Source organism: Stenotrophomonas sp. SKA14 (assembly GCF_000158575.1).
In the GTDB taxonomy this organism is placed as follows: Bacteria; Pseudomonadota; Gammaproteobacteria; order Xanthomonadales; family Xanthomonadaceae; genus Stenotrophomonas; species Stenotrophomonas forensis.
In genome coordinates, this window is record NZ_DS999412.1 from 4,067,862 (window position 1) to 4,092,198 (window position 24,337).

21 protein-coding genes are annotated in these 24,337 nt (G+C 67.2%); 10 read left to right on the forward strand and 11 right to left on the reverse strand.

Annotated features, from left to right (window positions below; all coding sequences use genetic code 11):
• Positions 1-191 precede the first annotated feature (191 nt).
• From SSKA14_RS18430 to SSKA14_RS18440, 3 genes are read left to right on the forward strand one after another with little or no spacing between them, the layout of a single operon-like run.
• Positions 192-719: an RNA polymerase sigma factor gene (locus SSKA14_RS18430; protein ID WP_008267539.1), complete on the forward strand. Its 528-nt coding sequence runs from the start codon at positions 192-194 to the stop codon at positions 717-719.
• Complete coding sequence (locus SSKA14_RS18435) at positions 716-1,684, forward strand: FecR domain-containing protein (protein ID WP_008265170.1); 969 nt, start codon at positions 716-718, stop codon at positions 1,682-1,684. The genes SSKA14_RS18430 and SSKA14_RS18435 overlap by 4 nt, the downstream gene beginning before the upstream one ends.
• Before the next feature lie 14 nt (positions 1,685-1,698).
• On the forward strand, positions 1,699-4,485 hold the full coding sequence (locus SSKA14_RS18440) for a TonB-dependent receptor (RefSeq protein ID WP_008266499.1): 2,787 nt from the start codon (positions 1,699-1,701) through the stop codon (positions 4,483-4,485).
• Positions 4,486-4,572: 87 nt separating this feature from the next.
• Here SSKA14_RS18440 and SSKA14_RS18445 read toward each other — a convergent pair whose 3' ends face one another.
• From SSKA14_RS18445 to murJ, 7 genes are all read right to left on the reverse strand, one after another.
• A complete protein-coding gene (locus SSKA14_RS18445; RefSeq protein ID WP_008265519.1) occupies positions 4,573-5,238 on the reverse strand; it encodes a lysoplasmalogenase in 666 nt (221 codons plus the stop codon).
• Positions 5,235-7,124 (reverse strand): M61 family metallopeptidase, encoded by a 1,890-nt coding sequence (locus SSKA14_RS18450; protein ID WP_040008509.1) that lies wholly within the window; start codon positions 7,122-7,124, stop codon positions 5,235-5,237. The genes SSKA14_RS18445 and SSKA14_RS18450 overlap by 4 nt, the downstream gene beginning before the upstream one ends.
• Before the next feature lie 207 nt (positions 7,125-7,331).
• Positions 7,332-8,282, reverse strand: coding sequence for a 4-hydroxy-3-methylbut-2-enyl diphosphate reductase (gene ispH, locus SSKA14_RS18455; protein WP_008264966.1), 951 nt, complete (start codon positions 8,280-8,282; stop codon positions 7,332-7,334).
• Positions 8,283-8,309: 27 nt separating this feature from the next.
• A complete protein-coding gene (gene lspA / locus SSKA14_RS18460) occupies positions 8,310-8,834 on the reverse strand; it encodes a signal peptidase II (RefSeq protein ID WP_008266713.1) in 525 nt (174 codons plus the stop codon).
• Positions 8,834-11,665 carry an isoleucine--tRNA ligase gene (gene ileS, locus SSKA14_RS18465; protein ID WP_008265914.1) on the reverse strand — a complete coding sequence of 944 codons (2,832 nt, stop codon included), beginning with the start codon at positions 11,663-11,665 and terminating at the stop codon, positions 8,834-8,836. The genes lspA and ileS overlap by 1 nt, the downstream gene beginning before the upstream one ends.
• Positions 11,662-12,609, reverse strand: coding sequence for a bifunctional riboflavin kinase/FAD synthetase (locus SSKA14_RS18470; protein WP_008264991.1), 948 nt, complete (start codon positions 12,607-12,609; stop codon positions 11,662-11,664). Before SSKA14_RS18470 ends, ileS begins: the two co-directional genes overlap by 4 nt.
• Before the next feature lie 75 nt (positions 12,610-12,684).
• On the reverse strand, positions 12,685-14,289 hold the full coding sequence (gene murJ, locus SSKA14_RS18475) for a murein biosynthesis integral membrane protein MurJ (RefSeq protein ID WP_040008511.1): 1,605 nt from the start codon (positions 14,287-14,289) through the stop codon (positions 12,685-12,687).
• Between the two features lie 117 nt (positions 14,290-14,406).
• On the opposite strand from murJ, the gene rpsT reads away from it, so the two are divergent.
• Positions 14,407-14,676 (forward strand): 30S ribosomal protein S20, encoded by a 270-nt coding sequence (gene rpsT / locus SSKA14_RS18480; RefSeq protein ID WP_005408560.1) that lies wholly within the window; start codon positions 14,407-14,409, stop codon positions 14,674-14,676.
• Between the two features lie 195 nt (positions 14,677-14,871).
• Here the strand turns inward: rpsT and cgtA are convergent, their stop codons facing one another.
• The 3 genes from cgtA to rplU all read right to left on the reverse strand — a co-directional run bounded on the left by cgtA (position 14,872) and on the right by rplU (position 16,718).
• On the reverse strand, positions 14,872-15,924 hold the full coding sequence (gene cgtA, locus SSKA14_RS18485) for an Obg family GTPase CgtA (protein WP_006424789.1): 1,053 nt from the start codon (positions 15,922-15,924) through the stop codon (positions 14,872-14,874).
• A gap of 203 nt (positions 15,925-16,127) precedes the next feature.
• Positions 16,128-16,391 carry a 50S ribosomal protein L27 gene (gene rpmA, locus SSKA14_RS18490; protein WP_005415704.1) on the reverse strand — a complete coding sequence of 88 codons (264 nt, stop codon included), beginning with the start codon at positions 16,389-16,391 and terminating at the stop codon, positions 16,128-16,130.
• Positions 16,392-16,409: 18 nt separating this feature from the next.
• Positions 16,410-16,718 carry a 50S ribosomal protein L21 gene (gene rplU / locus SSKA14_RS18495; protein ID WP_006424709.1) on the reverse strand — a complete coding sequence of 103 codons (309 nt, stop codon included), beginning with the start codon at positions 16,716-16,718 and terminating at the stop codon, positions 16,410-16,412.
• Positions 16,719-17,036: 318 nt separating this feature from the next.
• Between rplU and uvrA the strand changes: the two genes are divergently transcribed.
• From uvrA to SSKA14_RS18510, 3 genes are all read left to right on the forward strand, one after another.
• Complete coding sequence (gene uvrA, locus SSKA14_RS18500; protein WP_008265013.1) at positions 17,037-20,039, forward strand: excinuclease ABC subunit UvrA; 3,003 nt, start codon at positions 17,037-17,039, stop codon at positions 20,037-20,039.
• On the forward strand, positions 20,039-20,446 hold the full coding sequence (locus SSKA14_RS18505) for a thioesterase family protein (protein ID WP_006424673.1): 408 nt from the start codon (positions 20,039-20,041) through the stop codon (positions 20,444-20,446). The genes uvrA and SSKA14_RS18505 overlap by 1 nt, the downstream gene beginning before the upstream one ends.
• A 90-nt stretch (positions 20,447-20,536) precedes the next feature.
• On the forward strand, positions 20,537-21,262 hold the full coding sequence (locus SSKA14_RS18510) for a hypothetical protein (RefSeq protein ID WP_008266038.1): 726 nt from the start codon (positions 20,537-20,539) through the stop codon (positions 21,260-21,262).
• A gap of 239 nt (positions 21,263-21,501) precedes the next feature.
• Here SSKA14_RS18510 and SSKA14_RS18515 read toward each other — a convergent pair whose 3' ends face one another.
• Positions 21,502-21,948 carry a copper chaperone PCu(A)C gene (locus SSKA14_RS18515; RefSeq protein ID WP_040008517.1) on the reverse strand — a complete coding sequence of 149 codons (447 nt, stop codon included), beginning with the start codon at positions 21,946-21,948 and terminating at the stop codon, positions 21,502-21,504.
• A gap of 34 nt (positions 21,949-21,982) precedes the next feature.
• On the opposite strand from SSKA14_RS18515, the gene SSKA14_RS18520 reads away from it, so the two are divergent.
• The 3 genes from SSKA14_RS18520 to SSKA14_RS18530 all read left to right on the forward strand — a co-directional run bounded on the left by SSKA14_RS18520 (position 21,983) and on the right by SSKA14_RS18530 (position 24,325).
• Entirely contained in the window at positions 21,983-22,759 is a 777-nt protein-coding gene (locus SSKA14_RS18520) for an enoyl-CoA hydratase/isomerase family protein (RefSeq protein ID WP_008266076.1), read from the forward strand.
• A 140-nt stretch (positions 22,760-22,899) separates the two neighbouring features.
• A complete protein-coding gene (gene tesB, locus SSKA14_RS18525) occupies positions 22,900-23,808 on the forward strand; it encodes an acyl-CoA thioesterase II (protein WP_008265305.1) in 909 nt (302 codons plus the stop codon).
• A 4-nt stretch (positions 23,809-23,812) separates the two neighbouring features.
• On the forward strand, positions 23,813-24,325 hold the full coding sequence (locus tag SSKA14_RS18530; RefSeq protein WP_008264513.1) for a pathogenicity-related protein: 513 nt from the start codon (positions 23,813-23,815) through the stop codon (positions 24,323-24,325).
• The last annotated feature ends 12 nt before the right edge of the window (positions 24,326-24,337 follow it).

Genomic DNA, 24,337 nt, shown 5'->3' on the forward strand with positions numbered 1-24,337 from the left:
CAGAGCGGCGCGAACTCCCCCAGCCGAGCCGCCGCCCGATCATGAATGCATTCACAATGAGGATGAGGTGCCGCACACTCTTCCCCATCCGGTCATCGTCGCGTAAAACTCGATGACGCATCCGCCAATGTCAGCCGAGGCCAGCCCTGTCCGCTCCGTCCCCCCTGATCCACCACGCGCCGGAGCCGCCGGTGCCAGCGGATGCCTTCATCGCGTTCGTACGCGAAGAACGCGCACCGCTGTGTGCGTTCCTGCGCACGCGGGGCGTCGGGCCGGAGGATGCAGAGGACATCGCGCAGGACTGCATGGAGCGGCTGATCCGCTATCGCGCGCATGGCGCCGACGAGCTGCGCCTGCTGCTGTATCGTATCGCCCGCAACCGCCTGGCCGATCGCGGCCGCTCTGCGCAGTCGCGACCGCACCTGCCGTTGGCCGAGCATGATGGCAGCGATCAGCCCACCAGCCAGTCGCCCGATCCATTGCGCCAGGCCGAGTCCGGGCAGATGTTGTCCCTGCTGCGGCAGGCCCTTTTCAAACTGCCCGAGCGCGCGCGCGAGGTGTACCTGCTCAACCGGATCACCGGCATGAGCTATACGCAGATCGCGCGGCACTGTGGAATTACTGCCAAGACCGTGGAAAAACATATCGCCCGTGCCCTGCAGGGCCTGCGCCAGGAGTTGGGACCGGATCCGCTGCACAACGACAGGGATGTGGAATGAACCATTACCGGCACACGGAAGACGCCTCGCTGTTTGAACGCGCCAGCGCCTGGGTGGCGCGGCTGGAAGCGCCGGACTGCACACCGGCCGAACGCGAAACGTTCGAGGACTGGCTGGCCGAAAACCCGGCCCATGTAAAGGCGTGGGTGCAGGCCGAGAACCTGTTCCAGCAGGGCCAGGGCCTGGCGGCAGACCCCTGGCTGCGTACCGCTGCGGCCCGTGCGGCGCGACCGCCGCGCCGCCGCTGGTTGCCGGCATTCGCGGCCGCCGCCGGCATCTGCCTGGCCATCGGCGTGGGCTGGATGCTGGCCGTGGACGGCAACCCCACGCCGCAGCGCTATGCCAATGACAGTCATGAAACACAGCAGCTGACCCTGGCCGACGGCAGCGTGGCCACGCTCGACGCGGGCACCACGCTGCACGCCCGTTTCGGCTGGCGCCATCGCGAGCTGGACCTTGAACGCGGGCGCCTGCAGCTGCAGGTCGCGCCGTCGAACAAGGCGCTGCAGCTGCGCGCCGGCAGCAGCACCATCCGCGATATCGGCACGACCTTCCAGGTCGAACGCCTGCGCGATGGCCTGGTGGAAGTCGCGCTGCTGGAAGGCGCGGTGGAAGTGAGCAACGGTGCGGCCCAGCACACCCTGGCACCGGGCCAGCAGCTGCAGGTGTTGCCCTCCGGGCGCATCCAGCCGGGCCCGGCGCTGTCGTCCACGGCGGCCGCCGAGGGCTGGCTGCAGGGACAGCTGGTATTCGACGCCACGCCGCTGTCGATCGTGGTCGAACGGATGAACCGCTATGGCCGCACACCGCTGGTGATTGCCGATCCGGAGATCAGCAACCTGGCGGTCAGTGGCACGTTCCGCGCAGGCGACGCACAGGAGTTGCTGTCCGCGCTGGAACTGGGCTGGTCCGTCGCTGGCCAGACGCGCCCGGATGGCGCGCTGGAACTGCGCCGCACGTACTGAGGGGGCCTGCAGTGATGGCAGGACCGGGCGCGCTGCAGTGGGGGCTGCTCCGCCCCCTGCTGTGCCTGGCGCTGTTGGCCACTGCACTGCCCGCGGCCACTGCCAGCGAATCGGCGGCCACGCAGGCCTACCGCATCGATGCCGGCCCATTGCCGTCGGCGCTGCAGCAGTGGGCTCGGCAGAGCGGCATCGCGCTGCTGTTCGACGCCCGTGAGCTGGCAGGACTGCACAGCGACGGCGCGAACACCCGGACCGATCCCGCCACCGCCCTGAAGCAGCTGGTTGCCGGCATGCCGGTGACGATCCTGCGCACGCCTTCGGGTGGCTTCGTGGTGCGCCGGGTCGGTGTGGCCCCGATTGCCACAACACCCACGCCAAAGGCCGTGGTGGCTCCCCGCCACGATGCCCCCCGGCCGCCGCCGCAGGTGGAACTGGCACCGATCCACGTCACCGGCAGCCGCCTGCCACGCACCTCGGTGCAGACCACGCTGCCGGTCACCACGATCGATCGGGACGACATCCTGCGCAGTGGCTACGGCAGCCTGTTCGACCTGCTGCGGCACCTGCCCGGCATGAATGGCCTGCCGGCGATGAGCAGCGCACGCAGCGGTGACTCGCAGTACCTGCCGGTTGGTGCTGCGGCCACCACCAGCCTCGATGGCATGGGACCGCGCGCCACGCTGTTCCTGGTCAATGGCCGGCGCCTGCCGCGCTACCCGATGGTATCGCTGGAGCAGGGAGGGCTCACCGACCTGGGCGGCATTCCGCTCAGCTTCGTCGAACGCATCGAGCTGGTCCGTGGCGGTGCCTCGGCGATCTACGGCGCTGACGCCATGTCCGGCGTGGTCAACATCATCCTGCGCGACCAGGCCGATGGGCCCGAAGCCATGCTGCAGACCGGCCTGAGCAGCCGGGGCGACGCCGCGCAGTATCGCCTGCAGGCAGCCACCGGCGGCCTGCGCGGCAATGGCGATCGCTGGTTCGCCGGCGTCGACCTGCACCGTGTCGACCACCTGGCCGGCGACCGCCGCGACTGGCATGCGGAGACCTCGCAGTACCTGATCGGTGCCTTCGGTGCTGGCCGCTACTGGCCTGCACGGCGCTGCGAAGGACCGTTGAAGCGGCGCGATGGCGCCTGCTGGTTCGACAGCGCGCGCCCACGCTCGCTGCAGCCCGCTTCGGATACCGCGTCGGCCTACCTGCGCTATCGGCATGAACGTGGCGACGGCCGTTATGCCTATGCCGAGGCCCGCGCCAGCCACAACCGCCAGCGCTTCGACCTCGGCCCCACCGCGGTTTCCCTTGCCCTGTACGGAATCACGTTCAACACCGTGCTGCGCGAAGCCGGCAACGTGCGCCCACACGTGCGCGCCACCGACGCCGATGTCACTTTCGGCATCGGCCGCGACCTGGGCCGGCGCAGCTGGGATGCAGGGCTCAGCGCACAGCGCAGCGATGTCAGCCTGTCCACGCCGGGCACCGTGCGTGCCACCCCGCTGATCGAAGCCGCGCAGTCGCTTCGGTTCCTGCCCGGATTCGACATGCTGCCCAGCGACGAAACGGCGTCCTGGTTCCCGATGATCCGCAACCGTGGCCTCACCGAACAATGGCAGGGCTGGTGGGGCATGCAGCGCGAACTCATGCCGTTGCCGGGAGGCAATGCGCAGCTGGCCACCGGCATCGACCTGCGCCATGAGCGCTGGACCTCGCACCCCGATGCGCTGCTGAGCCAGGGCGACCTGGCGCTGGGGCTGCCACAGCAGCGGCGCCGGTTGTCGCGGCAGAGTGGTGGTGCCTACGCCGAACTCGGCCTGCCGCTGGCACCTGCGCTTCGCATGGACCTGGCCGCACGCTGGGACCGTGACGGTGACTACACCGCACTCTCGCCACGGGCCGGCCTGCGCTGGACGCCGTCGCCGCAGTGGTCATTCCTGCTGGCCAGCGGGCGCGGCTACCGTGCCCCCAGCCTGTTCGAGCAGCGGCGTCCGCCCGGCCAGTTCGGTACCCTCACCCTGCCCGCTTCGGACGCGCTGCCGCCGTGTGCGCAGAGCGCCGCGGATGGGCGCTGCAGGGTGACCGCAGACGTGGAAGAAAACACCACGCTGAAGGCGGAGAGCTCGCGCAGCCATTCACTGGCCGCGACCTGGTCTCCGAATGATGCGTTCTCGCTGTCGCTGACCCACAACATCGTCGAGCTGCGCAACGAGATCCTCGCGCTGCAGCCCAACGATGCGGTCTGGAACCGCGATACCTGGCAGCTGGATGAGCAAGGCAGGCTGCGCAGCCTGCGCCTGTCCTTCGACAACATCGGCCGTACCACCTCGCGCAACTGGGTGCTGCGCGGCGAGTACCGCATCGACACCGGCAGCAACGGCCAATGGCTGTTCTCGCTGGATGCACTGAAACAGCAGGAACTGCGCCGCCAGGTCGACCACGAACCCGCGATCGACCTGCGCGGCCATGTGACGCCGGAGACGGCGGCGGTGCTGAACGTACAGTGGCAGAACAGCCACTGGGACATCGCCCTGCGCGGCAACCAGGTGGGTCGCACCCGCGCCTGGCTGCCCGGTGCCGAGTGCCCGCAGGATCAGGTTGAACTGAACCACTGCATGAACCCCCGCCAGCTGCGCTGGAACCTGCATCTTGCACGCCGCCTCGGCCCGCGCATAGTTGCCGCGCTGGACGTGCACAACGTGCTCGACACGCAACCGGTGAACTACCTGGTCGGCAATGGCGGGCAGATGCCCGGGCTGGACGATCCACTGGGCCGCTACTACCTGCTGACCCTGCAGTTCCGCTGAGCGTAGTACCGGAAAAGGAGACGGAGGGGATTAAGTCGTATTCGGCATCGTGGCAGAAACGACTTAATCCCCTCCCTCCCCTTTTTGCTACTTCACCGAGCGGGCGATGGCGTACTGCGCGGCGTAGTAGGTGGACAGCACCAGCAGACTGGCCAGCGGCAGGCCGCCGGCGAAGCGGTCCCAGGCCAGCAGTGAATCGCTGGCCACGAACAACAGCGCACCGGCGGCGGCCCAGCGAGCACTGGCGGCCTCCACGGCATCGGGCGGCGGACGGCGCCACTGCCGTGCCAGCGCCAGCACCGCCATCGATGCCAGCACCACCACATAGGCCAGTACCGGAATGCGCATCGGCGCCGGCAGGTGCGGCCACAGGCCCAGCACATTGAGTGCGGCGAACGTACCCAGCAGCACACTGGCAGCCACCAGACCACGCCCGCTGTGCAGTCCATCGCGGAAGGCAGCGATGTAGCACAGGTGGGCCAGCAGGAACGCCACCAGGCCAGGCACGAACGCATCCATCGGCAGCATCAGCGCGATGTCGCCCACGCACGAGAGCAGCATGCCGGCCAGCACCGCGCGCCGGTAGAACGGTTGCGCAGGAGCGTGCACCTGCCAGGCGATGCCGGCGATCAGCAGCGTCGTGGCCGGCTTCGCCAGCCAGTGCAGCCAGCGTCCATCACCGTGCAGGTACGCGCCAATGATGGCCAGGATCGCCACCAGCAGGATCATGCCGTCGCGGGCGCGCGCTTTCATCGCGCCTTCCACAGGTCGGCCAGGCGATCAGGCGTGCCGGCCATGCGCTCCAGCACCGGGTACTGAAGGCCACCGTGGTAGTCGATGTTCATCGTATCGATGCGGTCGAACTGCTTGACCAGCAGCACGATCGGCGCCTTGTCCCTGGCCGCGTCGGCCACCGCGTCCTTCAGGCGTTGGCTGCTGTACTCGCGGCCGCCGACGGCGATCACCTTCATGCCGGGCGCCAACCCGGCGTTGAACGCCGGGCTGTCCCAGATCACGTCACCCACTGTCCCACTGTCGAGCACAGTCGCGCCCAGCGAGTAGGCCAGCAATGCGGCCTTGGCGCGCTTTTCCTGCGCCTTGTAGGCATCGTTCGGGGTATCGCGGTAGACCAGCTTCCAGCCGGCCAGCGCCAGGCCACCGGTCAGCGGACCATGCCCGTCCAGGCGGCCGCGCAGGAACGTCGCCCAGTCATACGGCGCAATGCCGTTCAAGGTCGCGACCACATCGTCGAAGGTGTACGGGTTGACGTCCCAATCGCCATTGCCCACGCCGAAGAACGCGCGCGCGAAGTCATCCAGGCTGCGACGGTTGCCGCTCAGCTCGCGCAGCTTGCCCTCCACTTCCAGCCACAGCATCTGGCCGCCGGAGTAGTAGTCCTCGCTCATCTGGTAGTTGCGGTACGGCAGCGTGCGGCGCTGGGCGATGGTCGGGTCGTTGGTGGTGTCCTGCAAGGGTCGCCAGGCCAGACCCGGGCGGCCACGGTCATAGGTGGCGGCCACATTGGCCAGCATGTCGCGCGCCTCCTCCACCGACCACAACCCGGAGCGCGCGGCCAATACCTGGCCCCAGAACTGGGTCTGGCCCTCGTACACCCACAGCAGGCTGTCGCCCATGGGCACGTTGAAGCTGGCGGTGGCCAGGTCAGCGCCGCGGCGGTACTTGCCGTTCCACGAGTGGGTGTACTCGTGCGGCAGCAGGTCACGCATCCACGCGCTCTTGTCCCACTCGGTGAAGTAACCCGGCTCGGCGCTGTTCTCGCTGGAGCGATGATGCTCCAGGCCGATGCCACCGAGGCGGTCAGTCAGCGCCAACAGGAATTCATAGTGGTTGTAGTGGCGCGCAGCGTAGAGCTTGTCGGCCTGCTGCACCAGCGCCCGGTGGAGCTTGATCTGTGCGTCCGTCGGCTTCAGCGACTTGGCGTCGTCGGCGAACACGTTGAGGTGCACCGGCACCTTCGCGCCCGGGTCGAGGTCGATGCGCTGGTAGTGCTCGCCGGCGAACAACGGCGAATCGACCAGGTGGTCATAGGAAATCGGCTTGAACACCACGGTGTCACCGTCGCGGCGCGCGGTTTCCAGCGCGGTGGCAAACGACCAGCCATTGGGCAAAGTCACGCTGGCCTGCGCCTGCAGCTGACGGGCATCGACCCCGGCCGGATACAGCGAATTGGCGTTCCACTGCAGGTTGAGCATTTCCGGGGTCATCACCACCCGGCCCTGGCTGCCGCCCTGCGAGGACAGGAAGTCAAAGTGGGCGACGATTTCGCTCACGCCTTCGGGCACGTTCACCTTGAACGCATAGACATTGAACTGATCGCGCTGCCAGGCCAGCGGCTTGCCGTTGGCGGTGACGCGCAGCCCGGCCAGCTTGTCGATCGGGCCGGTGGGCGAATGGTTGCCGGGAATCCACTGCGGATACAGCAGGGTCATCGGGCCGGGTTGGGCCGGCACGGTGGCGGTGACCTTGAAGATGCGCCGGGCCAGGTCGCGCGCATCCACGTCGATGCGCAGCAGGCCAGGCGCTGCGGCATTGGCCGGGGGCGCGGCCTGTGCCAGCGCCAATGCAGGCGTGGCGGCCAGCGCGAACAGCAACGACATGGCCAAGGCTCGGGTTTTCATCGGGCAGCGTCCAACAGCGGAGAATTCCCCGATGCTAGGCCTGCAGGATGCGTGGCCCCATGGCCAAAGGTCATGGCCCGCGCGAACCCCGCCAGAAGCGGCAAACCCGGCAACAAGACCGTGAGCAGCAGATCCGTGCCATGCGTGGATGGAGTGCATCCAGAAGCAGTGCGAACCAAGGTTCGCACCCACCAGAGTCAGGCCCGGTCAGTCGATCAGGCGCAGGCGCAGTTCCTTCGGCAGCGCGAACACCATCGATTCCGGTTCGCCATCCAGCTCGCCCACGCCGCTGGCACCCAGTTCGGCCAGGCGCGCCAGCACGCCGTCGACCAGCACCTGCGGTGCAGAAGCACCTGCGGTGACGCCGATGTGCTGCTTGCCTGCCACCCACGCCGGGTCGATCTCGTGCGCGCCATCGATCAGGTAGCTCTCCACGCCTTCGCGACGGGCGAGCTCACTCAGTCGATTGGAATTGGAACTGTTTGGCGAACCGACCACCAGCACCAGGTCGCAGCGCTTGGCCAGGTCGCGCACCGCGTCCTGGCGGTTCTGCGTGGCGTAGCAGATGTCGTCGTTCTTCGGGCCCTGCATCGCCGGGAAGCGCTCGCGCAGCGCATCGATGATGCCGCGCGTGTCATCCACCGACAGCGTGGTCTGGGTGGTGTAGGCGAAGTTTTCCGGCTGGTTGATCTGCAGCGTGGCCACCTGCTCCACATCCTCGACCAGATAGATCTGGCCGGTGCCGGCCTCGCGGTTCCACTGGCCCATGGTGCCTTCCACTTCCGGGTGGCCGGCGTGGCCGATCAGCACCACGTCACGGCCGGCACGGCAGTGGCGGGCGACTTCGAAGTGGACCTTGGTCACCAGCGGACAGGTGGCGTCGAACACCTTCAGGCCACGGCGCTCGGCTTCCTGGCGCACCGCCTGGGACACGCCATGGGCGCTGAAGATGACCGTGTTGTTGTCCGGCACCTCGTCCAGTTCCTCGACGAAGATCGCACCGCGCTGCTTCAGGTCGTCGACCACGAAGCGGTTGTGCACCACTTCATGGCGGACGTAGATGGGCGCGCCCAGCGTTTCGATCGCGCGCTTGACGATCTCGATCGCACGATCGACACCGGCACAGAAACCACGCGGGTTGGCGAGCAGCACATCCATCAGTTCAATCTCCCGGCAGCGGCCGGCTTACGGTTTCGGATTGGCATTATCCGCCTTTTTGGCGGACTTGCCGTCGAACAGGCCAAACAGGGCGATGCCGATGGCCCCCACCACGATGGCCGAATCGGCGATGTTGAACGAGGGCCAGGTGTAGCTGCCCACGTACCACTGGATGAAATCGACCACATGACCGTGCACCTGGCGGTCGATCACGTTGCCGATGGCACCGCCGATGATCAGCGCATACGGCACTGCGGCCTTCCAGTTGCCGCGGGCGGTGCCGCGCAGCCACCAGGCCATCAGGCCGCTGATGGCGATCGCCAGCGCGGTGAAGAAGTACTTCTGCCAGCCACCGGCGTCACTCAGGAAACTGAACGCCGCGCCGGTGTTGTAGGTGCGGTACCAGTTCCAGAAGCCATCGATGACCACCACCGGCTGGAACTCCGGCAGGCTCGACAGCACCCAGGCCTTGGACCACTGGTCCAGGCCGATGATGGCCGCCGACAGCAGCAGCCAGACCAGGGCGTTGGGATGCGGGCGTGCAGTGCTCATCAGAACCAGCTCCGCAGTTCGCCGGCGCCGGTGATGTTGCTCACGCAGCGGCCGCACAGTTCGGGATGGTCGGCGTTGCTGCCGACGTCGGCGCGGTGGTGCCAGCAGCGCACGCACTTGGCCTTGGTGGTCGGCTGGGCGCTGACGAACACTTCGTCGGTGGTTGCCGGGCGCACCTGCACGTCGCCGCTGATGAACAGGAAGCGCAGTTCATCGGCCAGCGGCTGCCACTTCGCGGCCTGCTCTTCGCTGGCGGCGATGGTGATCTCCGCTTCCAGCGCGGCGCCGATCGCGCCGTTGGCACGCATCGGCTCCAGCACCTTGGCCACCTGCTCGCGCACGGCCAGCAGCTGCTCGAAGTCGGCGGCGTTGAGCTGGGCATCGGCCGGCAGCGGCGCCAGGCCGTCGTACCAGGTGGTGAACAGCACGTGCCCGGCACGTTCGCCCGGCAGGTAGCCCCACAGCTCGTCGGCGGTGAAGGTCAGGATCGGCGCCACCCAGCGGGTGAACGCTTCGGCGATGTGGTACATCGCGCTCTGTGCCGAACGGCGACCGTGCGAATCGGTCGGCATCGTGTACAGGCGGTCCTTGGTCACGTCCAGGTACAGCGAGCCCAGGTCCACGCTGCAGAAGTTCAGCAGCAGCTGCACGATCTCGGCCATGTTGTAGCCGTCGTAGGCCGCCTTGATCTTCTCCTGCAGCTCCCACGCGCGATGCACGATCCAGCGGTCCAGCGCGACCATCTGCTCGAGCGGTTGCAGGTGCTGGGCCGGATCGAAGCCGTCCAGGTTGCCGAGCAGGAAACGCGCGGTGTTGCGCAGGCGGCGGTAGGCATCGGCGTTGCGCTTGAGGATCTCCTGCGACAGCGACATCTCGTTGCTGTAGTCGGCCGAGGCGATCCACAGGCGCAGGATGTCCGCGCCCAGCTTGTTCATGATGTCCTGCGGTTCGATGCCGTTGCCCAGCGACTTGGACATCTTGCGGCCGTGCTCGTCCACGGTGAAACCGTGGGTGAGGCACTGCTTGTACGGGGCGCGCTTGTCGATCGCCACGCCGGTCAGCAGCGAGGACTGGAACCAGCCGCGGTGCTGGTCGGAACCCTCCAGGTACAGGTCGGCCGGCTTGCCGAAGCCACGCGCGGCGAGCACGCCTTCATGGGTCACGCCCGAATCGAACCAGACGTCGAGGATGTCGGTGACCTTCTCGTAGTCGGCTGCTTCGGCGCCCAGCAGTTCGGCGGCATCCAGCGAGTACCACACGTCGATGCCCTCGGCCTCGACGCGGTCGGCGACCTGCTGCATCAGCTCGACCGAACGCGGATGGATCTCGCCGGTCTGGCGGTGGGTGAACAGTGCGATCGGCACGCCCCAGGTGCGCTGGCGCGAGATGGTCCAGTCCGGGCGACCGTCGACCATGCTCTGGATGCGCGCCTTGCCCCAGCTCGGGAACCAACCGACGGTGTCAATGGCGGCCAGCGCATCGGTGCGCAGGTTGGCCTTGTCCATCGAGATGAACCACTGCGGGGTGGCGCGGAACACCACCGGCGTCTTGTGGCGCCAGCAGTGCGGGTAGCTGTGGCGGATCGGGTGGAAGGCCAGCAGCGAACCGTTGTCGCGCAGCACGCCGACGATGGCCTCCTGCGCCTTCCACAGGTGCTGGCCGGCCAGCACCACGTCACCGGCCGGCGGGGTCGATTCCAGGTACACGCCACGGCCGTCGATCGGGGTGACCTGGCCGGCGTTGTACTTGTCCAGCAGGCCGTACTTCTGGCTGACCACGAAGTCTTCCTGGCCGTGGCCGGGTGCAGTGTGCACGGCACCGGTACCGTCCTCGTCGGAGACGTGGTCGCCGTTGAGCACCAGGATCTCGCGCTCCGGGTAGAACGGATGCGCCAGCAGCTGGTTTTCCAGCGCCGCGCCGGTGGTTTCACCGTGCAGCACGACTTCATCCACGCCGTAGCGCTGCAGCGCGCGCTCGGCCAGCGCGGCGGCCAGCACCAGCCAACGACGCTTGCCGTTGTGGGCCGGGCCTTCGGCAAGCACGTAGTTGATCTCCGCGCCCAGCGAAACGGCCAGCGAGGCCGGCAGCGTCCACGGCGTGGTGGTCCAGATCGGCACGGCCACTTCGACATCGGCCGGCACGCTCACGCCGAACGCCTGGCCGATGGCCTGCGCATCGCGCGCGGCGTAGGCCACGTCGATCGCCGGCGATTCCTTTTCCTGGTACTCGATCTCGGCTTCGGCCAGCGCCGAACCACAGTCGAAGCACCAGTACACCGGCTTGGCGCCACGCACCAGGTGGCCATTGGCCACGACCTTGGCCAGCGCACGGATCTCGTTGGCCTCGAAGTCGAAGCTCAGGGTCTTGTACGGGTTGTCCCAGTCGCCGGTCACGCCCAGGCGCTTGAAGTCCACGCGCTGGATGTTGATCTGCTCTTCGGCGAACTCGCGGCACTTCTGCCGGAATTCGACGGCGTCGAGCTTGGTGCCGACCTTGCCCCACTTCTTCTCCACCGCGATCTCGATCGGCAGGCCGTGGCAGTCCCAGCCCGGTACGTAGGGCGCATCGAAGCCGGCCAGGTAGCGCGACTTGACGATGATGTCCTTCAGGATCTTGTTGACCGCGTGGCCGAGGTGGATGCGGCCGTTGGCGTACGGCGGGCCGTCATGCAGCACGAACAGCGGGCGGCCGGCGGCGTTTTCGCGCAGCTGCTGGTAGAGCCCCTGCGCTTCCCACTGCGCCAGAATGCCCGGCTCGCGCTTGGGCAGGTCGCCGCGCATCGGGAATTCGGTGGCTGGCAGGTTCAGGGTGGTCTTGTAGTCCTGGCTCACGCAGTGGCTCGCAATCTATGTTCGGAAAGGATGGCGCGCGCCTGTTCGGCGTCGCGGTGCATCTGGTCGGTCAGTGCCGCCAGATCATTGAATTTCTCTTCGTCGCGCAGCTTGGCGACGAACTCCACGTCGATGTGACGGCCGTACAGGTCGCCCTGGAAATCGAACAGGTGGGCTTCCAGCAGCGGCTCCACGCCGTCCACCGTCGGCCGCGTGCCGAAGCTGGACACCGAGGGCCACGGCTGGTCGAACACACCGTGCACCCAGGTCGCGTAGATGCCCGACAACGCCGGGGTCTTCGGGAAGCGCAGGTTGGCGGTCGGGAAACCGAGCGTGCGGCCGAGCTGGCGCCCGCGCACCACCCGCCCGCTGATCGCGTACGGACGGCCGAGCAGGTCGCCGGCGCGGGCGAAGTCGCCGTCCTGCAGCAGCTGGCGGATGCGGGTGCTGGAAATGCGCTCACCGTGCAGGTCCACCGCTTCGATCTCGCCGGCGCTGAAGCCCAGCTCGGCGCCCATCTTCTGCAGCAGGGCCAGGTCGCCACGGCGGCGGTTGCCGAAGCAGAACTCCGGGCCGATCCACACTTCGCGGGCGCCCAGCCGGTGCACCAGCAGGCGCCGCACGAATTCCTCGGCCGGCATGGCGGCCATCGCCGCGTCGAAACGCAGCAGGCCGATCGCATCGACACCGAGCTCGCGCAGGATCTCGACCTTGCTGCGCGCCAGGGTCAGCCGCGGCGGCGGCGTACCCTGGGCGAAGAATTCACGCGGCAGCGGCTCGAACGCCACGGCCACCGCGGCCACGCCCAAGGCGCGCGCGCGGGCGACCGCGTGGCGGACCAGCGCACGATGCCCCAGGTGGAGGCCGTCGAATGCACCGATACAGACCACGCTTCCGTTGGGGAACAGCTCCCCGCCCTCGACGCTTCTGAACAGCCTGCTCATCAACTCTCGTTCCGGCCCGACCGGGGCCGCCGCTTCAATGGTGTAACCCTGAAGTATAGCCGCCACGGGCTGCGATCAATGCCCGCGCAGGTCGCGCGGGCGGAAGCCCATCGCCACCATCGCCACCGCATAGGTCGCACCACCGCCACCGACCAGCAGCGCCAGGGCACCGATCCGCTCCCACACGCTCATCGCCGAGAAGCCCGGCAGCCAGTACAGCAGCGCCAGCAGCACGCCGACCATGGCCAGGCAGGCCAGCAGCAGGCGCAGCAGATAGCCGCCCCAGCCCGGGCGGCGCTGGTAGACATCGGTCTTGCCCAGCCAGTACCAGAGCAGGCCCAGGTTCAGGTAACTGGACAGCGCGCTGGCAATGCCCAGCGCCAGGTGCAGGCCCGGCTGCTTGCCGATGGCCGCCATCACACCCTGGGCCTTCAGCTCGTCCGGCACCATCACCTGGTACAGCACGGCCAGCAGCGCGAAGTTGAACACCATGTTGGCCACCAGCGCGGCGATACCGGCGCGCACCGGGGTCTTGGTGTCCTGCCGCGCGTAGAACGCCGGCAGCACCACCTTCAGCAGGGCGAACGCCGGCAGGCCGAAGCTCAGGCCGTACACCGACAACGCGGTCATGCGGGTATCGAAGGCACTGAACTGGCCGTGCTGGAAAATGGTGGCGATCAGCGGCTCGGCCAGCAGCAGCAGGCCGAGCATGGCCGGCACCGAGATCAGCAGGGTCATGCGCAGGCCCCAGTCCAGCGAGCGCGAGAAACCCTCGCGGTCGGTGCTGACGTGGTGGCGGGCCAGCGCCGGCAGGATCACCGTGCCCAGGGCCACGCCGAACACGCCCAGCGGCAGTTCCAGGAATCGATCGGCCAGCGACAGCCAGGACTGCGAGCCGTCGGTCAGCTTGGCCGCGATGACCGTGTCCAGCAGCAGGTTGATCTGCGCCACCGAGGAACCGAACAGGGTCGGCACCATCAGCGTCATCACCTTGCGCACGCCCGGATGGCTCCAGCCCCAGCGCGGCAGGGTCAGCAGGTTGATGCCCTTCAGCGACGGCAGCTGGAACAGCAGCTGCAGGATGCCGGCGGCCAGTACCGCCCAGCCCAGCGCCAGGATCTGCTTCTCTGGAGTGCCGCCCAGCCGCGGCGCCAGCCACAGCGCACCGGCGATCATGCACAGGTTGAGGATGACCGGGGTCAGCGCCGGCATCGCAAAGCGCTGGAAACTGTTCAGCGCGCCGCCGGCCAGGGCGGTGAGCGAGACGAACAGCAGGAACGGGAAGGTCAGGCGGAACAGGTCGACCAGCAGGCCCTGCTTGACCGGGTCGGTATCAACGCCGCTTGAGAAGACCGAGGCCAGCTGCGGCGCGAAGATCAGCGCCAGCGCGGTGACCAGCATCAGCACCCCACCCAGGGTGCCGGCGGTGCGGGCCATCAGTTCACGCAGCTCGGCGTGGCTGCGGGTTTCCTTCACTTCCGTGAACACCGGCACGAAAGCGGTGGCGAAGGAGCCTTCGGCGAACAACCGGCGCAGGAAATTGGGTACCCTGAAGGCGACCCAGAAAGCATCAGTGATGGCGTTGGTGCCGAACGTGGTGGTCACCACGAAGTCCCGGACAAGTCCAAGGACGCGCGAGACCATGGTCATGCTGCTGAACGACAGCAGGCCCCGCAACAACTTGGGTGAACTCACTCAGCGTCCCTCTTGACAATCGACTTGACGTGCATTTCTTACGCCATCATACTAGCTAGCTTGCTGTTCCCATAACACCGATTTTTTCAGGAAACCACCACCGTGGCCAATATCAAGTCCGCCAAGAAGCGCGCCAAGCAGACCGTCGTGCGCAACGCGCGCAACGTGGCTCAGCGCTCGATGCTGCGCACCGCTGTCAAGAAAGTGATCAAGGCGCTGGACGCCAACGATGCCGCCGGCGCCGAAGCCGCCTTCGCCGTTGCCCAGCCGATCCTGGATCGCTTCAGCGCGCGTGGCCTGATCCACAAGAACAAGGCTGCTCGCCACAAGAGCCGCCTGAACGACCGCATCAAGGCCCTCAAGGCCGCCTGATCCGGCGTTGCCGCCCTGCCCTTCGGGGTTGGGCAGCAGACAAAAGCCCGGCCTTGGCCGGGTTTTTTGTTGCCTGCAATCCGGTAGTGCCGGCCGCTGGCCGGCAACCCCGGGGAATGCCGGCCAGCGGCCGGCACTACCGGAAAGCAAAAAACCCGGCCGAAGCCGGGTTTTTCGCATGGAACCACAACAGCATTACTGCGCGTTGCGGGCTTCCAGCTCGTCTTCCTTCTGGCGATCGAAGAACGCCATGATCCGGCTCATGATCGGGAAGGTACCTTCGCGACCCAGCGCCGAGACCAGGAACCACGGCTCCTTCCAGCCCAGCTCGGCGACGATCTGCTCGGCCGCCGCCTTGGCCTCGTCTTCGAACATCAGGTCGGCCTTGTTCAGCACCAGCCAGCGCGGCTTGTTCAGCAGCTCCGGATCGTGCTTTTCCAGTTCGCGCTCGATCGCACGCACCTGCTCCACCGGAGAAATACCCTCCACGCCACCTTCCATCGGCGAGATGTCCACCAGGTGCAGCAGCAGGCGGGTGCGCTGCAGGTGGCGCAGGAACTGCGCACCAAGGCCGGCACCGTCCGCCGCGCCTTCGATCAGGCCCGGAATGTCGGCGATCACGAAGCTGCGGTAGTTCTCCACCTTCACCACACCCAGGTTCGGGTACAGCGTGGTGAACGGGTAATCGGCCACCTTTGGCGTTGCCGCCGAGACGGCGCGGATCAGGGTGCTCTTGCCGGCGTTGGGGAAGCCCAGCAGGCCGACGTCGGCCAGCAGCTTCAGCTCCAGCTTCAGCGTGCGCTCTTCGCCCGGCTCGCCCGGCAGCGCCTGGCGCGGCGAACGGTTGGTCGAGCTCTTGAAATGCATGTTGCCCAGGCCGCCGCGGCCGCCCTTGGCCACCAGCAGGCGGTCGTTGTGCTGGGTCAGGTCGCCGATGACTTCATCGGTGGCAACGTTGATCACCACGGTGCCGACCGGCACGGTGATGGTCAGGTCTTCGCCGCCCTTGCCATAGGCCTGGCGGCCCATGCCGTTCTCGCCGCGCTGCGCCTTGAAGATGCGGTCATGGCGGAAGTCGACCAGGGTGTTCAGGTTTTCGTCGGCGCGGATGTACACGCTGCCGCCCGCACCGCCGTCGCCGCCGTCCGGGCCGCCGAGCGGAATGAACTTCTCGCGACGGAAGCCAATGCAGCCGTTGCCGCCGTTGCCGGCGAACACTTCGATTTCTGCTTCGTCTACCAGTTTCATTGTTTCGATGCCTGCGATGGGCGCGGCATCTGCGCCGTCGCCTTGAATGTAATGCGGGCGCACGTGGCCCGCAGCCCGGCGCGGCCGGTCTTCCTTTTACCCGGTAACTCTAACGAAAAGCCCCGCCGAAGCGGGGCTCTTCATGCAGCGTGCTCTTCATCCAGCACGACCATGCCGAGGCATGGGTGCCGGCGATGCCTGGATCAGGCGTCGGCCGAGACGATGCTGACGGTGCGACGCTTCTTGGCGCCCTTGACCGAGAACTCCACCTTGCCGTCCACGAGGGCGAACAGGGTGTGGTCACGGCCCAGGCCCACGCCGGAACCCGGGTGGAACTGGGTGCCGCGCTGACGCACGATGATGTTGCCGGCTTCGATGGCCTGGCCGCCGAAGATCTTGACGCCCAGGTACTTCGGGTTGGAGTCGCGACCGTTGCGCGAGGAGCCTACGCCCTTTTTATGTGCCATGACTGCTTCTCCTGATGCTTAGCCGGCGATGCCGGTGATCTCGATTTCGGTGTAGTACTGACGGTGACCCTGACGCTTCATGTGGTGCTTGCGGCGACGGAACTTGATGATCCGGACCTTGTCAGCACGACCCTGGGACAGGACCTTGGCGGTGACGGCAGCGCCCTTCAGCGCATCGCCCAGCTTCACGCCATCGCTGTCGCCCAGCATCAGGATGTTGTCAAACTTGATCTCGCTGCCGACTTCGACTTCGAGCTTTTCGACGCGGAGCTTTTCGCCCTGCGCCACGCGGTATTGCTTACCGCCGGTGACCAGTACTGCGTACATGACCAGACTTCCTCTGTAGTTATTGTGGTCTATGGACTGCCGCCGTCGAGGGCGGACAGGAGCGGGATTGTACGCAGATCAATGCGTCAGGGTCAAGTCAACCCCTGAACGACCCGGGAGGCCCGCCCGGAACGCGGGGCAGATCCTTTTCACAGCGTGAAAAGGGATCTGACCCCTTCATAAAGCCTTGTCTCACAGGGTGAGACACCGGGCTGGCATTGTCGCCCATTGCCCCCATCTGGTCACCTCGGTAGGCTGACCGATTGCCGTTCCCTGCTGGCCCGGCACCCAGCCAACGCCCCCACAACCGGATCCCCCATGGCGATGGATTTCATCCGCATCCGCGGCGCGCGGACGCACAATCTCAAGAACATCGACCTCGACCTGCCCCGCGACAAGCTGATCGTGATCACCGGCCTGTCCGGCTCGGGCAAGTCCTCGCTGGCGTTCGACACCATCTACGCAGAAGGCCAGCGCCGCTACGTCGAGTCGCTGTCGGCCTATGCGCGCCAGTTCCTGAGCGTGATGGAAAAGCCGGACCTGGACCACATCGAAGGCCTGTCCCCGGCGATTTCGATCGAGCAGAAGTCGACCTCGCACAACCCGCGTTCGACGGTCGGCACGATCACCGAGATCTACGACTACCTGCGCCTGCTGTATGCCCGCGTCGGCACCCCGCGCTGCCCGGACCACGGCTACCCGCTGGAAGCACAGACGGTCAGCCAGATGGTCGACCAGGTGCTGACCCTGGACCCGGAACAGCGCTACATGCTGCTGGCGCCGGTCATCCGCGACCGCAAGGGCGAGCACGCGCAGGTGTTCGACCAGCTGCGCGCGCAGGGCTTCGTGCGCGTGCGCGTGGACGGCGAGCTGCATGAAATCGACGCGGTGCCGCCGCTGGCGCTGCGCCAGAAGCACACCATCGAGGCGGTGATCGACCGCTTCCGCCCGCGCGAGGACATCAAGCAGCGCCTGGCCGAGAGCTTCGAGACCGCGCTGAAGCTGGGCGACGGCATGGCCTCGGTGCAGAGCCTGGACAACACCGAAACCGCGCCGACGCTGTTCTCCTCCAAGTACTCGTGCCCGGTGTGCGATTACTCGCTGCCGGAGCTGGAGCCGCGCCTGTTCTCGTTCAACGCACCGATGGGCGCCTGCCCCGGCTGCGATGGCCTGGGCATGGCCGAATTCTTCGATCCGTCGCGCGTGGTGGTACATCCGGAGCTGTCGCTGGCCGCCGGTGCGGTGCGCGGCTGGGATCGCCGCAATGCCTATTATTTCCAGCTGATCGCCTCGCTGGCCAAGCACTACAAGTTCGACGTCGATGCGGCGTGGAACTCGCTGCCGGAAAACGTGCAGCAGGCCGTGCTGTACGGCAGCGGCGATGAAGCGATCACCTTCACCTACTTCACCGAAGCCGGCGGCCGCACCCAGCGCAAGCACCGCTTCGAGGGCATCATTCCCAACCTCGAGCGCCGCTACAAGGAAACTGAATCGCCGGCGGTGCGCGAGGAGCTGTCCAAGTACATCAGCGAACAGCCGTGCCCGGAATGCCATGGCGCCCGCCTCAACAAGGCGGCGCGCAACGTGTTCGTGGCCGATCGCCCGCTGCCGGACCTGGTGGTGCTGCCGATCGACGAAGCGCTGAAGTTCTTCAGCGAACTGAGCCTGCCGGGCTGGCGCGGCGAGATCGCCTCCAAGATCGTCAAGGAGATCGGCGAACGCCTGGGCTTCCTGGTCGATGTGGGCCTCGATTACCTGACCCTGGAGCGCAAGGCCGACACCCTGTCCGGTGGCGAAGCGCAGCGCATCCGCCTGGCCAGCCAGATCGGCGCCGGCCTGGTCGGCGTGATGTACGTGCTCGACGAGCCGTCGATCGGCCTGCACCAGCGTGACAACGAGCGCCTGCTCGGCACCCTCACCCGCCTGCGCGACCTGGGCAACACGGTGATCGTGGTCGAGCATGACGAGGACGCGATCCGCCTGGCCGACTACGTGCTGGACATCGGCCCGGGCGCGGGCGTGCATGGCGGCGAGATCGTCGGCCAGGGCACCCTGCAGGACATCCTGGAGGCACCGCGCTCGCTGACCGGCCAGTACCTGTCGGGCAAGCGCGCGATCGAGATCCCGGCGCGCCGGCACAAGCCGAACCCGAAGATGACCCTGCACCTGCGCGGGGCCAGCGGCAACAACCTGAAGGGCGTGGACCTGGCGATTCCGTCGGGCCTGCTGACCTGCGTGACCGGCGTGTCCGGCTCGGGCAAGTCGACCCTGATCAACGACACCCTGTTCTCGCTGGCTGCCAACGAGATCAACGGTTCCTCGCACCCGATCGCCCCGTACAAGGAGATCGATGGTCTGGACCTGTTCGACAAGGTGGTGGACATCGACCAGTCGCCGATCGGCCGCACCCCGCGTTCGAACCCGGCCACTTACACCGGCCTGTTCACCCCGCTGCGCGAGCTGTTCGCGCAGGTGCCCGAAGCGCGTGCGCGCGGCTATTCGCCGGGCCGCTTCAGCTTCAACGTGCGCGGTGGCCGCTGTGAAGCGTGCCAGGGCGATGGCCTGATCAAGGTCGAGATGCACTTCCTGCCGGACGTGTACGTGCCCTGCGACGTCTGCCACGGCAAGCGCTACAACCGCGAGACGCTGGAGATCCTGTACAAGGGCTTCAACATCAACGACGTGCTGGAAATGACCGTCGAGGATGCGCTGAAGCTGTTCGAACCGGTGCCGTCGATCGCCCGCAAGCTGGAAACGCTGGTCGACGTGGGCCTGAGCTACATCAAGCTGGGCCAGAGCGCGACCACGCTGTCCGGTGGTGAAGCGCAGCGCGTGAAGCTGTCCAAGGAACTGTCGCGCCGCGATACCGGGCGCACCCTGTACATCCTCGACGAGCCGACCACCGGCCTGCACTTCCACGACATCGAAGCGCTGCTGGGCGTGCTGCACAAGCTGCGCGACGAAGGCAACACGGTGGTGGTGATCGAACACAACCTGGACGTGATCAAGACCGCCGACTGGATCGTCGACCTGGGTCCGGAAGGTGGCCATCGCGGTGGCACCATCCTGGTCACCGGCACGCCGGAAGACGTCGCGGCCTGCCCGCAGTCGTACACCGGCCAGTTCCTGGCCCGCATGCTGCCGTCCACCAGCGCGCGACCGGAACGCCCGGCCGCCGTGGCCAACAAGCCCGACGCCCGCCCGCCGCGCAAGGTGAAGCCTGAAAAGCCCGCCAAGGTGGCGAAGAAGGCGGTGGCGGCAACAAGCACCGGCAAGGCCAGCAAGACTGCTGCCGCCAGCAAGAAGAAGAAGGACGCCTGATGAGCAGCGAACACAAGATCCTGGCCCGCATCCCGATCAGCGTGCGCTGGCGTGACATGGACAGCATGGGCCACGTCAACAACGCCAAGTACATCTCCTACCTGGAAGAAGCGCGCGTGCGCTGGATGCTGGGCGTGGACGGCGTGTCGATGACCGACCGCATCGCACCGGTGGTGGCCGCGACCAACGTCAACTACCGGCTGCCGATCGTGTGGCCCAACGACATCCTGGTCGAACTGTTTGTCGAGCGCCTGGGCAACAGCAGCGTGACCATCGGCCACCGCATCGTTGACCAGCAGGATGAGTCGAAGCTGTATTCGGACGGCAACGTGGTGGTGGTCTGGATGGATACCCAGACCGGCAAGAGCGCACCGCTGCCGGAGGCGATCCGCAGCGCGTCGACCTGAAGGTAGTGCCGGCCGCTGGCCGGCAACTTCCAGATGTATCGCGGATGCCGGCCAGCGGCCGGCACTACCGACACTGTTCAAAGGACTGACATGATCCACCACACCGAACTGCGCGACCTGCTGCCCGGCATGGTCGCCTTCCCCGCCGACGTTTTCCCCGCCGACCAGGCCTGGCTCGACCAGCATCTGCTGCCGCTGCTGAAGATCGACCTGGGCGTGCTGCGCCCGGAACTGGCCGGTCAGGTGGCGACGATGCTGTGCCCGATCGAGCCGTATGACGGCTGTATCGGCGAGACCACCGAGGAACACCACAACGCGTTCACCGGCACCAACTGGATCGCCTTCGAACTGACCGCCGGCAACGAGATGCGCTTCCTCGGCAACAAGGGCTACTTCATCGGCGATGCGGTGGACGGCAAGGACGCGCAGGAACACATCGCGCAGATGCGCGACAGTTACGCCAAGGCACGCGACTACCACGCCACGCATGGCCGCCTCGCCTGCTACTCGCGCTTCGGCAAGGGCGAAGCCAGCGAACGCGATTATCTGGATACGCTGGGTGGCCCGATCGGTTTCGGCAACTGGACCGAAACCGCAGAGATTCCCGCGGCCTTCGCGCTGGCCTTCACTGAAGCCGCCGATGACCCCAACGCTGCGGACGATGCCGAAACGGTGATCATCACCCGCGACGGCAACAAATTCTTCGCGGTGGCCGACGTGGCCGGCTACAACTGGTGCGCCACCGGCGCCGATGCGATCGTGATGCTCTACGAGCCGGAAAGCCGCACGGTGCTGTTCTCGTACGACTGGTCGTAAGCCCGTCTGGTAGTGCCGGCCGCTGGCCGGCATTTCGCGTGCTGCCGGCCAGCGGCCGGCACTACCGGATATTCCGGTCGCGCCGAGCGTCCTCGACGCTACGGCAGCCATCCCAACCGTCGCTTCCGTAGAGTCGAGCTTGCTCGACTGCTGCTGGCCCGGGCCGTCGAGCAAGCTCGACGCTACGACGGCCATCCCAACCCCTTGCTTCAGCAGCAGCGTGCCGTTTCCCCGCGCGCTTACGGCGCGGCCTTGCGCACCACCAACGTGGCACTCACTTCGCCACCGCCTTCCAGCTGCAGCCGCAGTGGCAGCGCCTGCCCGTCCTTCAATGCGCCCTTGCCCTGCATCAGCATCAGGTGCAGGCCACCGGGCTTGAGTTCGGCACGGGCGTCCGGTGCCAGCGGCAGGCGCTCGATCGCGCGCATCCGGCTGACCCCATCCGTGATCGTGGTCTCGTGCAGCGACACATCGCCGAAACCGCTGCTGCTCGCGCCGGTGATCACCACCGCCTTGCGGCAGCCGTTGTGGATCACGCCATAGCCGGCGGTCATCGGCATCGCCGGATTCGGCGGCAGCCGCGCCCAGCCCTGCTCCAGGGTGACGCAGGCGGGTTCCGCCGCCGAAGCCGATGCTGCGGCCGCACACAGAACCCACAGTACGCCAACGAATGGTTTGGTTATCATCGCCCAGGTTCCTTCTTCGCAACGAGACCGCAGCATGACGACGCTCATCGAGGTGATCAACCATGGCCCCATCCGCGAACTGCGCCTGGCGCGGCCGCCGGTCAACGCACTGGATACCGAACTGTGCCGGCAGTTGATCCACGCCATCGAGCTGGCCATGGCCGAAGACGCGCACGGCATCGTGCTGTCGGGCAGCGAACGCATCTTCACTGGTGGCATGGACGTGCCGCACCTGCTCTCGCACGGCGATGACAAGCACAAGCTGTTGGACACCTGGAACGCCTTCTTTGGCGCCGTGCGCACGCTGGCCGAGAGCCGCATCCCGGTGGTCGCGGCGATCACCGGGCATGCCCCGGCCGGCGGCTGCGTGCTGGCGCTGTGCTGCGACTACCGGGTGATGGCCCGCAGTGCCGATGCTTCGCGCCCATATGCCATCGGCCTGAACGAAGTGCAGGTGGGCCTGATCGCGCCGGAGGGCATCCAGCGCCTGCTGCGCCGCGCGGTGGGCGTGCACCGCGCCGGGGTCCTGCTGACCACCGGTTCGCTGGTGCCGGCCGAACAGGCGCTGCAGATCGGCCTGGTCGATGAACTGGCTGAAGGTGACCTGGTGGTGCCGCGTGCGGTGGCCTGGCTGCAGAACCTGCTGAAGCAGCCGCGCCAGCCGATGCTGCTGACCCGCGCGGTTGCCCGCGCCGACCTGCACGAAGCCCTGCACCCGGACCTGATTCAGCTGGACCGCTTCGTCGAAGCCTGGTTCGCCCCGGATGCACAGAACGCCCTGCAGGCGCTGGTCGCCCGGCTCGGCAAGTAAGCGGTAGTGCCGGCCGCTGGCCGGCAATCGCAGGCCCCCCAGGATGATCATGAGGTTGCCGGCCAGCGGCCGGCACTACCGATGATGGGCCGGGCTGCACCGGTATAATCAGGCCCACTTTCACTGCTGTGGCTGCCCCCTTGAACGACACGCCCGAACCCGTCGTCTCCGAGCTGATCGACCTGCTCACCCTGGAGCGGCTGGAGGACAACCTGTTCCGCGGGCAGAGCCGCGACATCGGCACCAAGTACGTGTTCGGCGGGCAGGTGCTGGGCCAGGCATTGGCCGCGGCGCAGGCCACGGTCGACAACGGCCGCCACGTGCATTCGCTGCACGCCTATTTCCTGCGCGCCGGCAACATCGACCACCCGATCGTCTACGACGTGGACCGTACCCGCGATGGCGGCAGCTTCTCGGTGCGCCGGGTCACCGCGATCCAGCACGGCAAGGTGATCTTCTTCTGCGCGGCCTCGTTCCAGCAGGCCGAAACCGGTGCCGAGCACCAGCACAAGATGCCCGAAGTGCCGCAGCCGGAAGACATCGAACCGAACCGTCCGCTGCCGGCCGAAGTGCTGGAGCGGCTGCCGATCAAGGTGCAGCGCTGGCTGTCGCGCGGCGGCCCGTTCGAGTTCCGCCACGTCTACCCGCGCGACGAACTGAACCCGCCCAAGCGCCCGCCCTACCACCAGGTGTGGCTGCGTCTGAGCGAGCCGGTCGGCGATGCACCCGAGCTGCACCAGGCGCTGCTGGCCTATGCCTCCGACTTCCACCTGCTGGGCACCGCGACGTTCCCGCACGGCATCAGCTACTACCACCCACATGTGCAGATGGCCTCGCTCGACCACGCCATCTGGTTCCACCGCCCGTTCCGTGCCGACGACTGGCTGCTGTACTCGCTGGACAGCCCCAGCGCACAGGATTCGCGCGGCCTGGCCCGCGGCCAGTTCTTCACCCGCAACGGCGTGCTGGTGGCCAGCACCGCGCAGGAAGGCCTGATCCGCGTCGTTCCCGACCAGGCAGCGGCCGCCGCCGTGCCGGCAAAGGATTGATCCGATGCGCCAGATCTTCAGCAGCCAGCGCGTGGAAACCGTGGAAGGCGTGGCCGAGCTCCTGCGCGGGCATGGCATCGAGGTCAAGGTGACCAACGGGCGCTCGTACAAGACCCGCCGCCGCGGCCAGTTCAGCTATACCGACCTGGGTAACGCCAGCGCCTACCCGGCGGTGTGGATCGTGCGCGCCGACGACCAGCCGCGCGCACGCGAAATCCTGCGTGACGCGCGCCTGCTCGACACCACCCGTCGCGATCACCCGACCGCCGAGTTCGCCTTCCGCGACATGCCGGAACAGGGCAGCGGCGGCCGCGGCTGGGCCTGGCGCATCCGCATCGCCCTGCTGGTGGTGATCGCCGGCGTGGCGCTGGTGATCGGGCTGCGCCATCGCGGCACCCCGGCGCCGGCCGCACCGGCCCCTGCCCCGCAGGCGCAGCCGCAGCCGCAGCAGGCCCCTGCCCAACCGGCTGCGCCGGAAGAGGAAGAAATCCGGGTCCGCATCCAGCCGTCGAAATGACGCACGGGTAGT

What these genes read in the sequence shown, in the direction of transcription:
- SSKA14_RS18435 (WP_008265170.1), top strand. Translation starts at nt 716, where the DNA reads ATGAACCATTACCGGCACACGGAAGACGCCTCGCTGTTTGAACGCGCC.
- SSKA14_RS18440 (WP_008266499.1), top strand. Translation starts at nt 1,699, where the DNA reads ATGGCAGGACCGGGCGCGCTGCAGTGGGGGCTGCTCCGCCCCCTGCTG.
- SSKA14_RS18445 (WP_008265519.1), bottom strand. Translation starts at nt 5,238, where the DNA reads ATGAAAGCGCGCGCCCGCGACGGCATGATCCTGCTGGTGGCGATCCTG.
- SSKA14_RS18450 (WP_040008509.1), bottom strand. Translation starts at nt 7,124, where the DNA reads ATGAAAACCCGAGCCTTGGCCATGTCGTTGCTGTTCGCGCTGGCCGCC.
- ispH (WP_008264966.1), bottom strand. Translation starts at nt 8,282, where the DNA reads ATGGATGTGCTGCTCGCCAACCCGCGTGGTTTCTGTGCCGGTGTCGAT.
- lspA (WP_008266713.1), bottom strand. Translation starts at nt 8,834, where the DNA reads ATGAGCACTGCACGCCCGCATCCCAACGCCCTGGTCTGGCTGCTGCTG.
- SSKA14_RS18470 (WP_008264991.1), bottom strand. Translation starts at nt 12,609, where the DNA reads ATGAGCAGGCTGTTCAGAAGCGTCGAGGGCGGGGAGCTGTTCCCCAAC.
- cgtA (WP_006424789.1), bottom strand. Translation starts at nt 15,924, where the DNA reads ATGAAACTGGTAGACGAAGCAGAAATCGAAGTGTTCGCCGGCAACGGC.
- rpmA (WP_005415704.1), bottom strand. Translation starts at nt 16,391, where the DNA reads ATGGCACATAAAAAGGGCGTAGGCTCCTCGCGCAACGGTCGCGACTCC.
- rplU (WP_006424709.1), bottom strand. Translation starts at nt 16,718, where the DNA reads ATGTACGCAGTACTGGTCACCGGCGGTAAGCAATACCGCGTGGCGCAG.
- uvrA (WP_008265013.1), top strand. Translation starts at nt 17,037, where the DNA reads ATGGCGATGGATTTCATCCGCATCCGCGGCGCGCGGACGCACAATCTC.
- SSKA14_RS18505 (WP_006424673.1), top strand. Translation starts at nt 20,039, where the DNA reads ATGAGCAGCGAACACAAGATCCTGGCCCGCATCCCGATCAGCGTGCGC.
- SSKA14_RS18510 (WP_008266038.1), top strand. Translation starts at nt 20,537, where the DNA reads ATGATCCACCACACCGAACTGCGCGACCTGCTGCCCGGCATGGTCGCC.
- SSKA14_RS18515 (WP_040008517.1), bottom strand. Translation starts at nt 21,948, where the DNA reads ATGATAACCAAACCATTCGTTGGCGTACTGTGGGTTCTGTGTGCGGCC.
- SSKA14_RS18520 (WP_008266076.1), top strand. Translation starts at nt 21,983, where the DNA reads ATGACGACGCTCATCGAGGTGATCAACCATGGCCCCATCCGCGAACTG.
- SSKA14_RS18530 (WP_008264513.1), top strand. Translation starts at nt 23,813, where the DNA reads ATGCGCCAGATCTTCAGCAGCCAGCGCGTGGAAACCGTGGAAGGCGTG.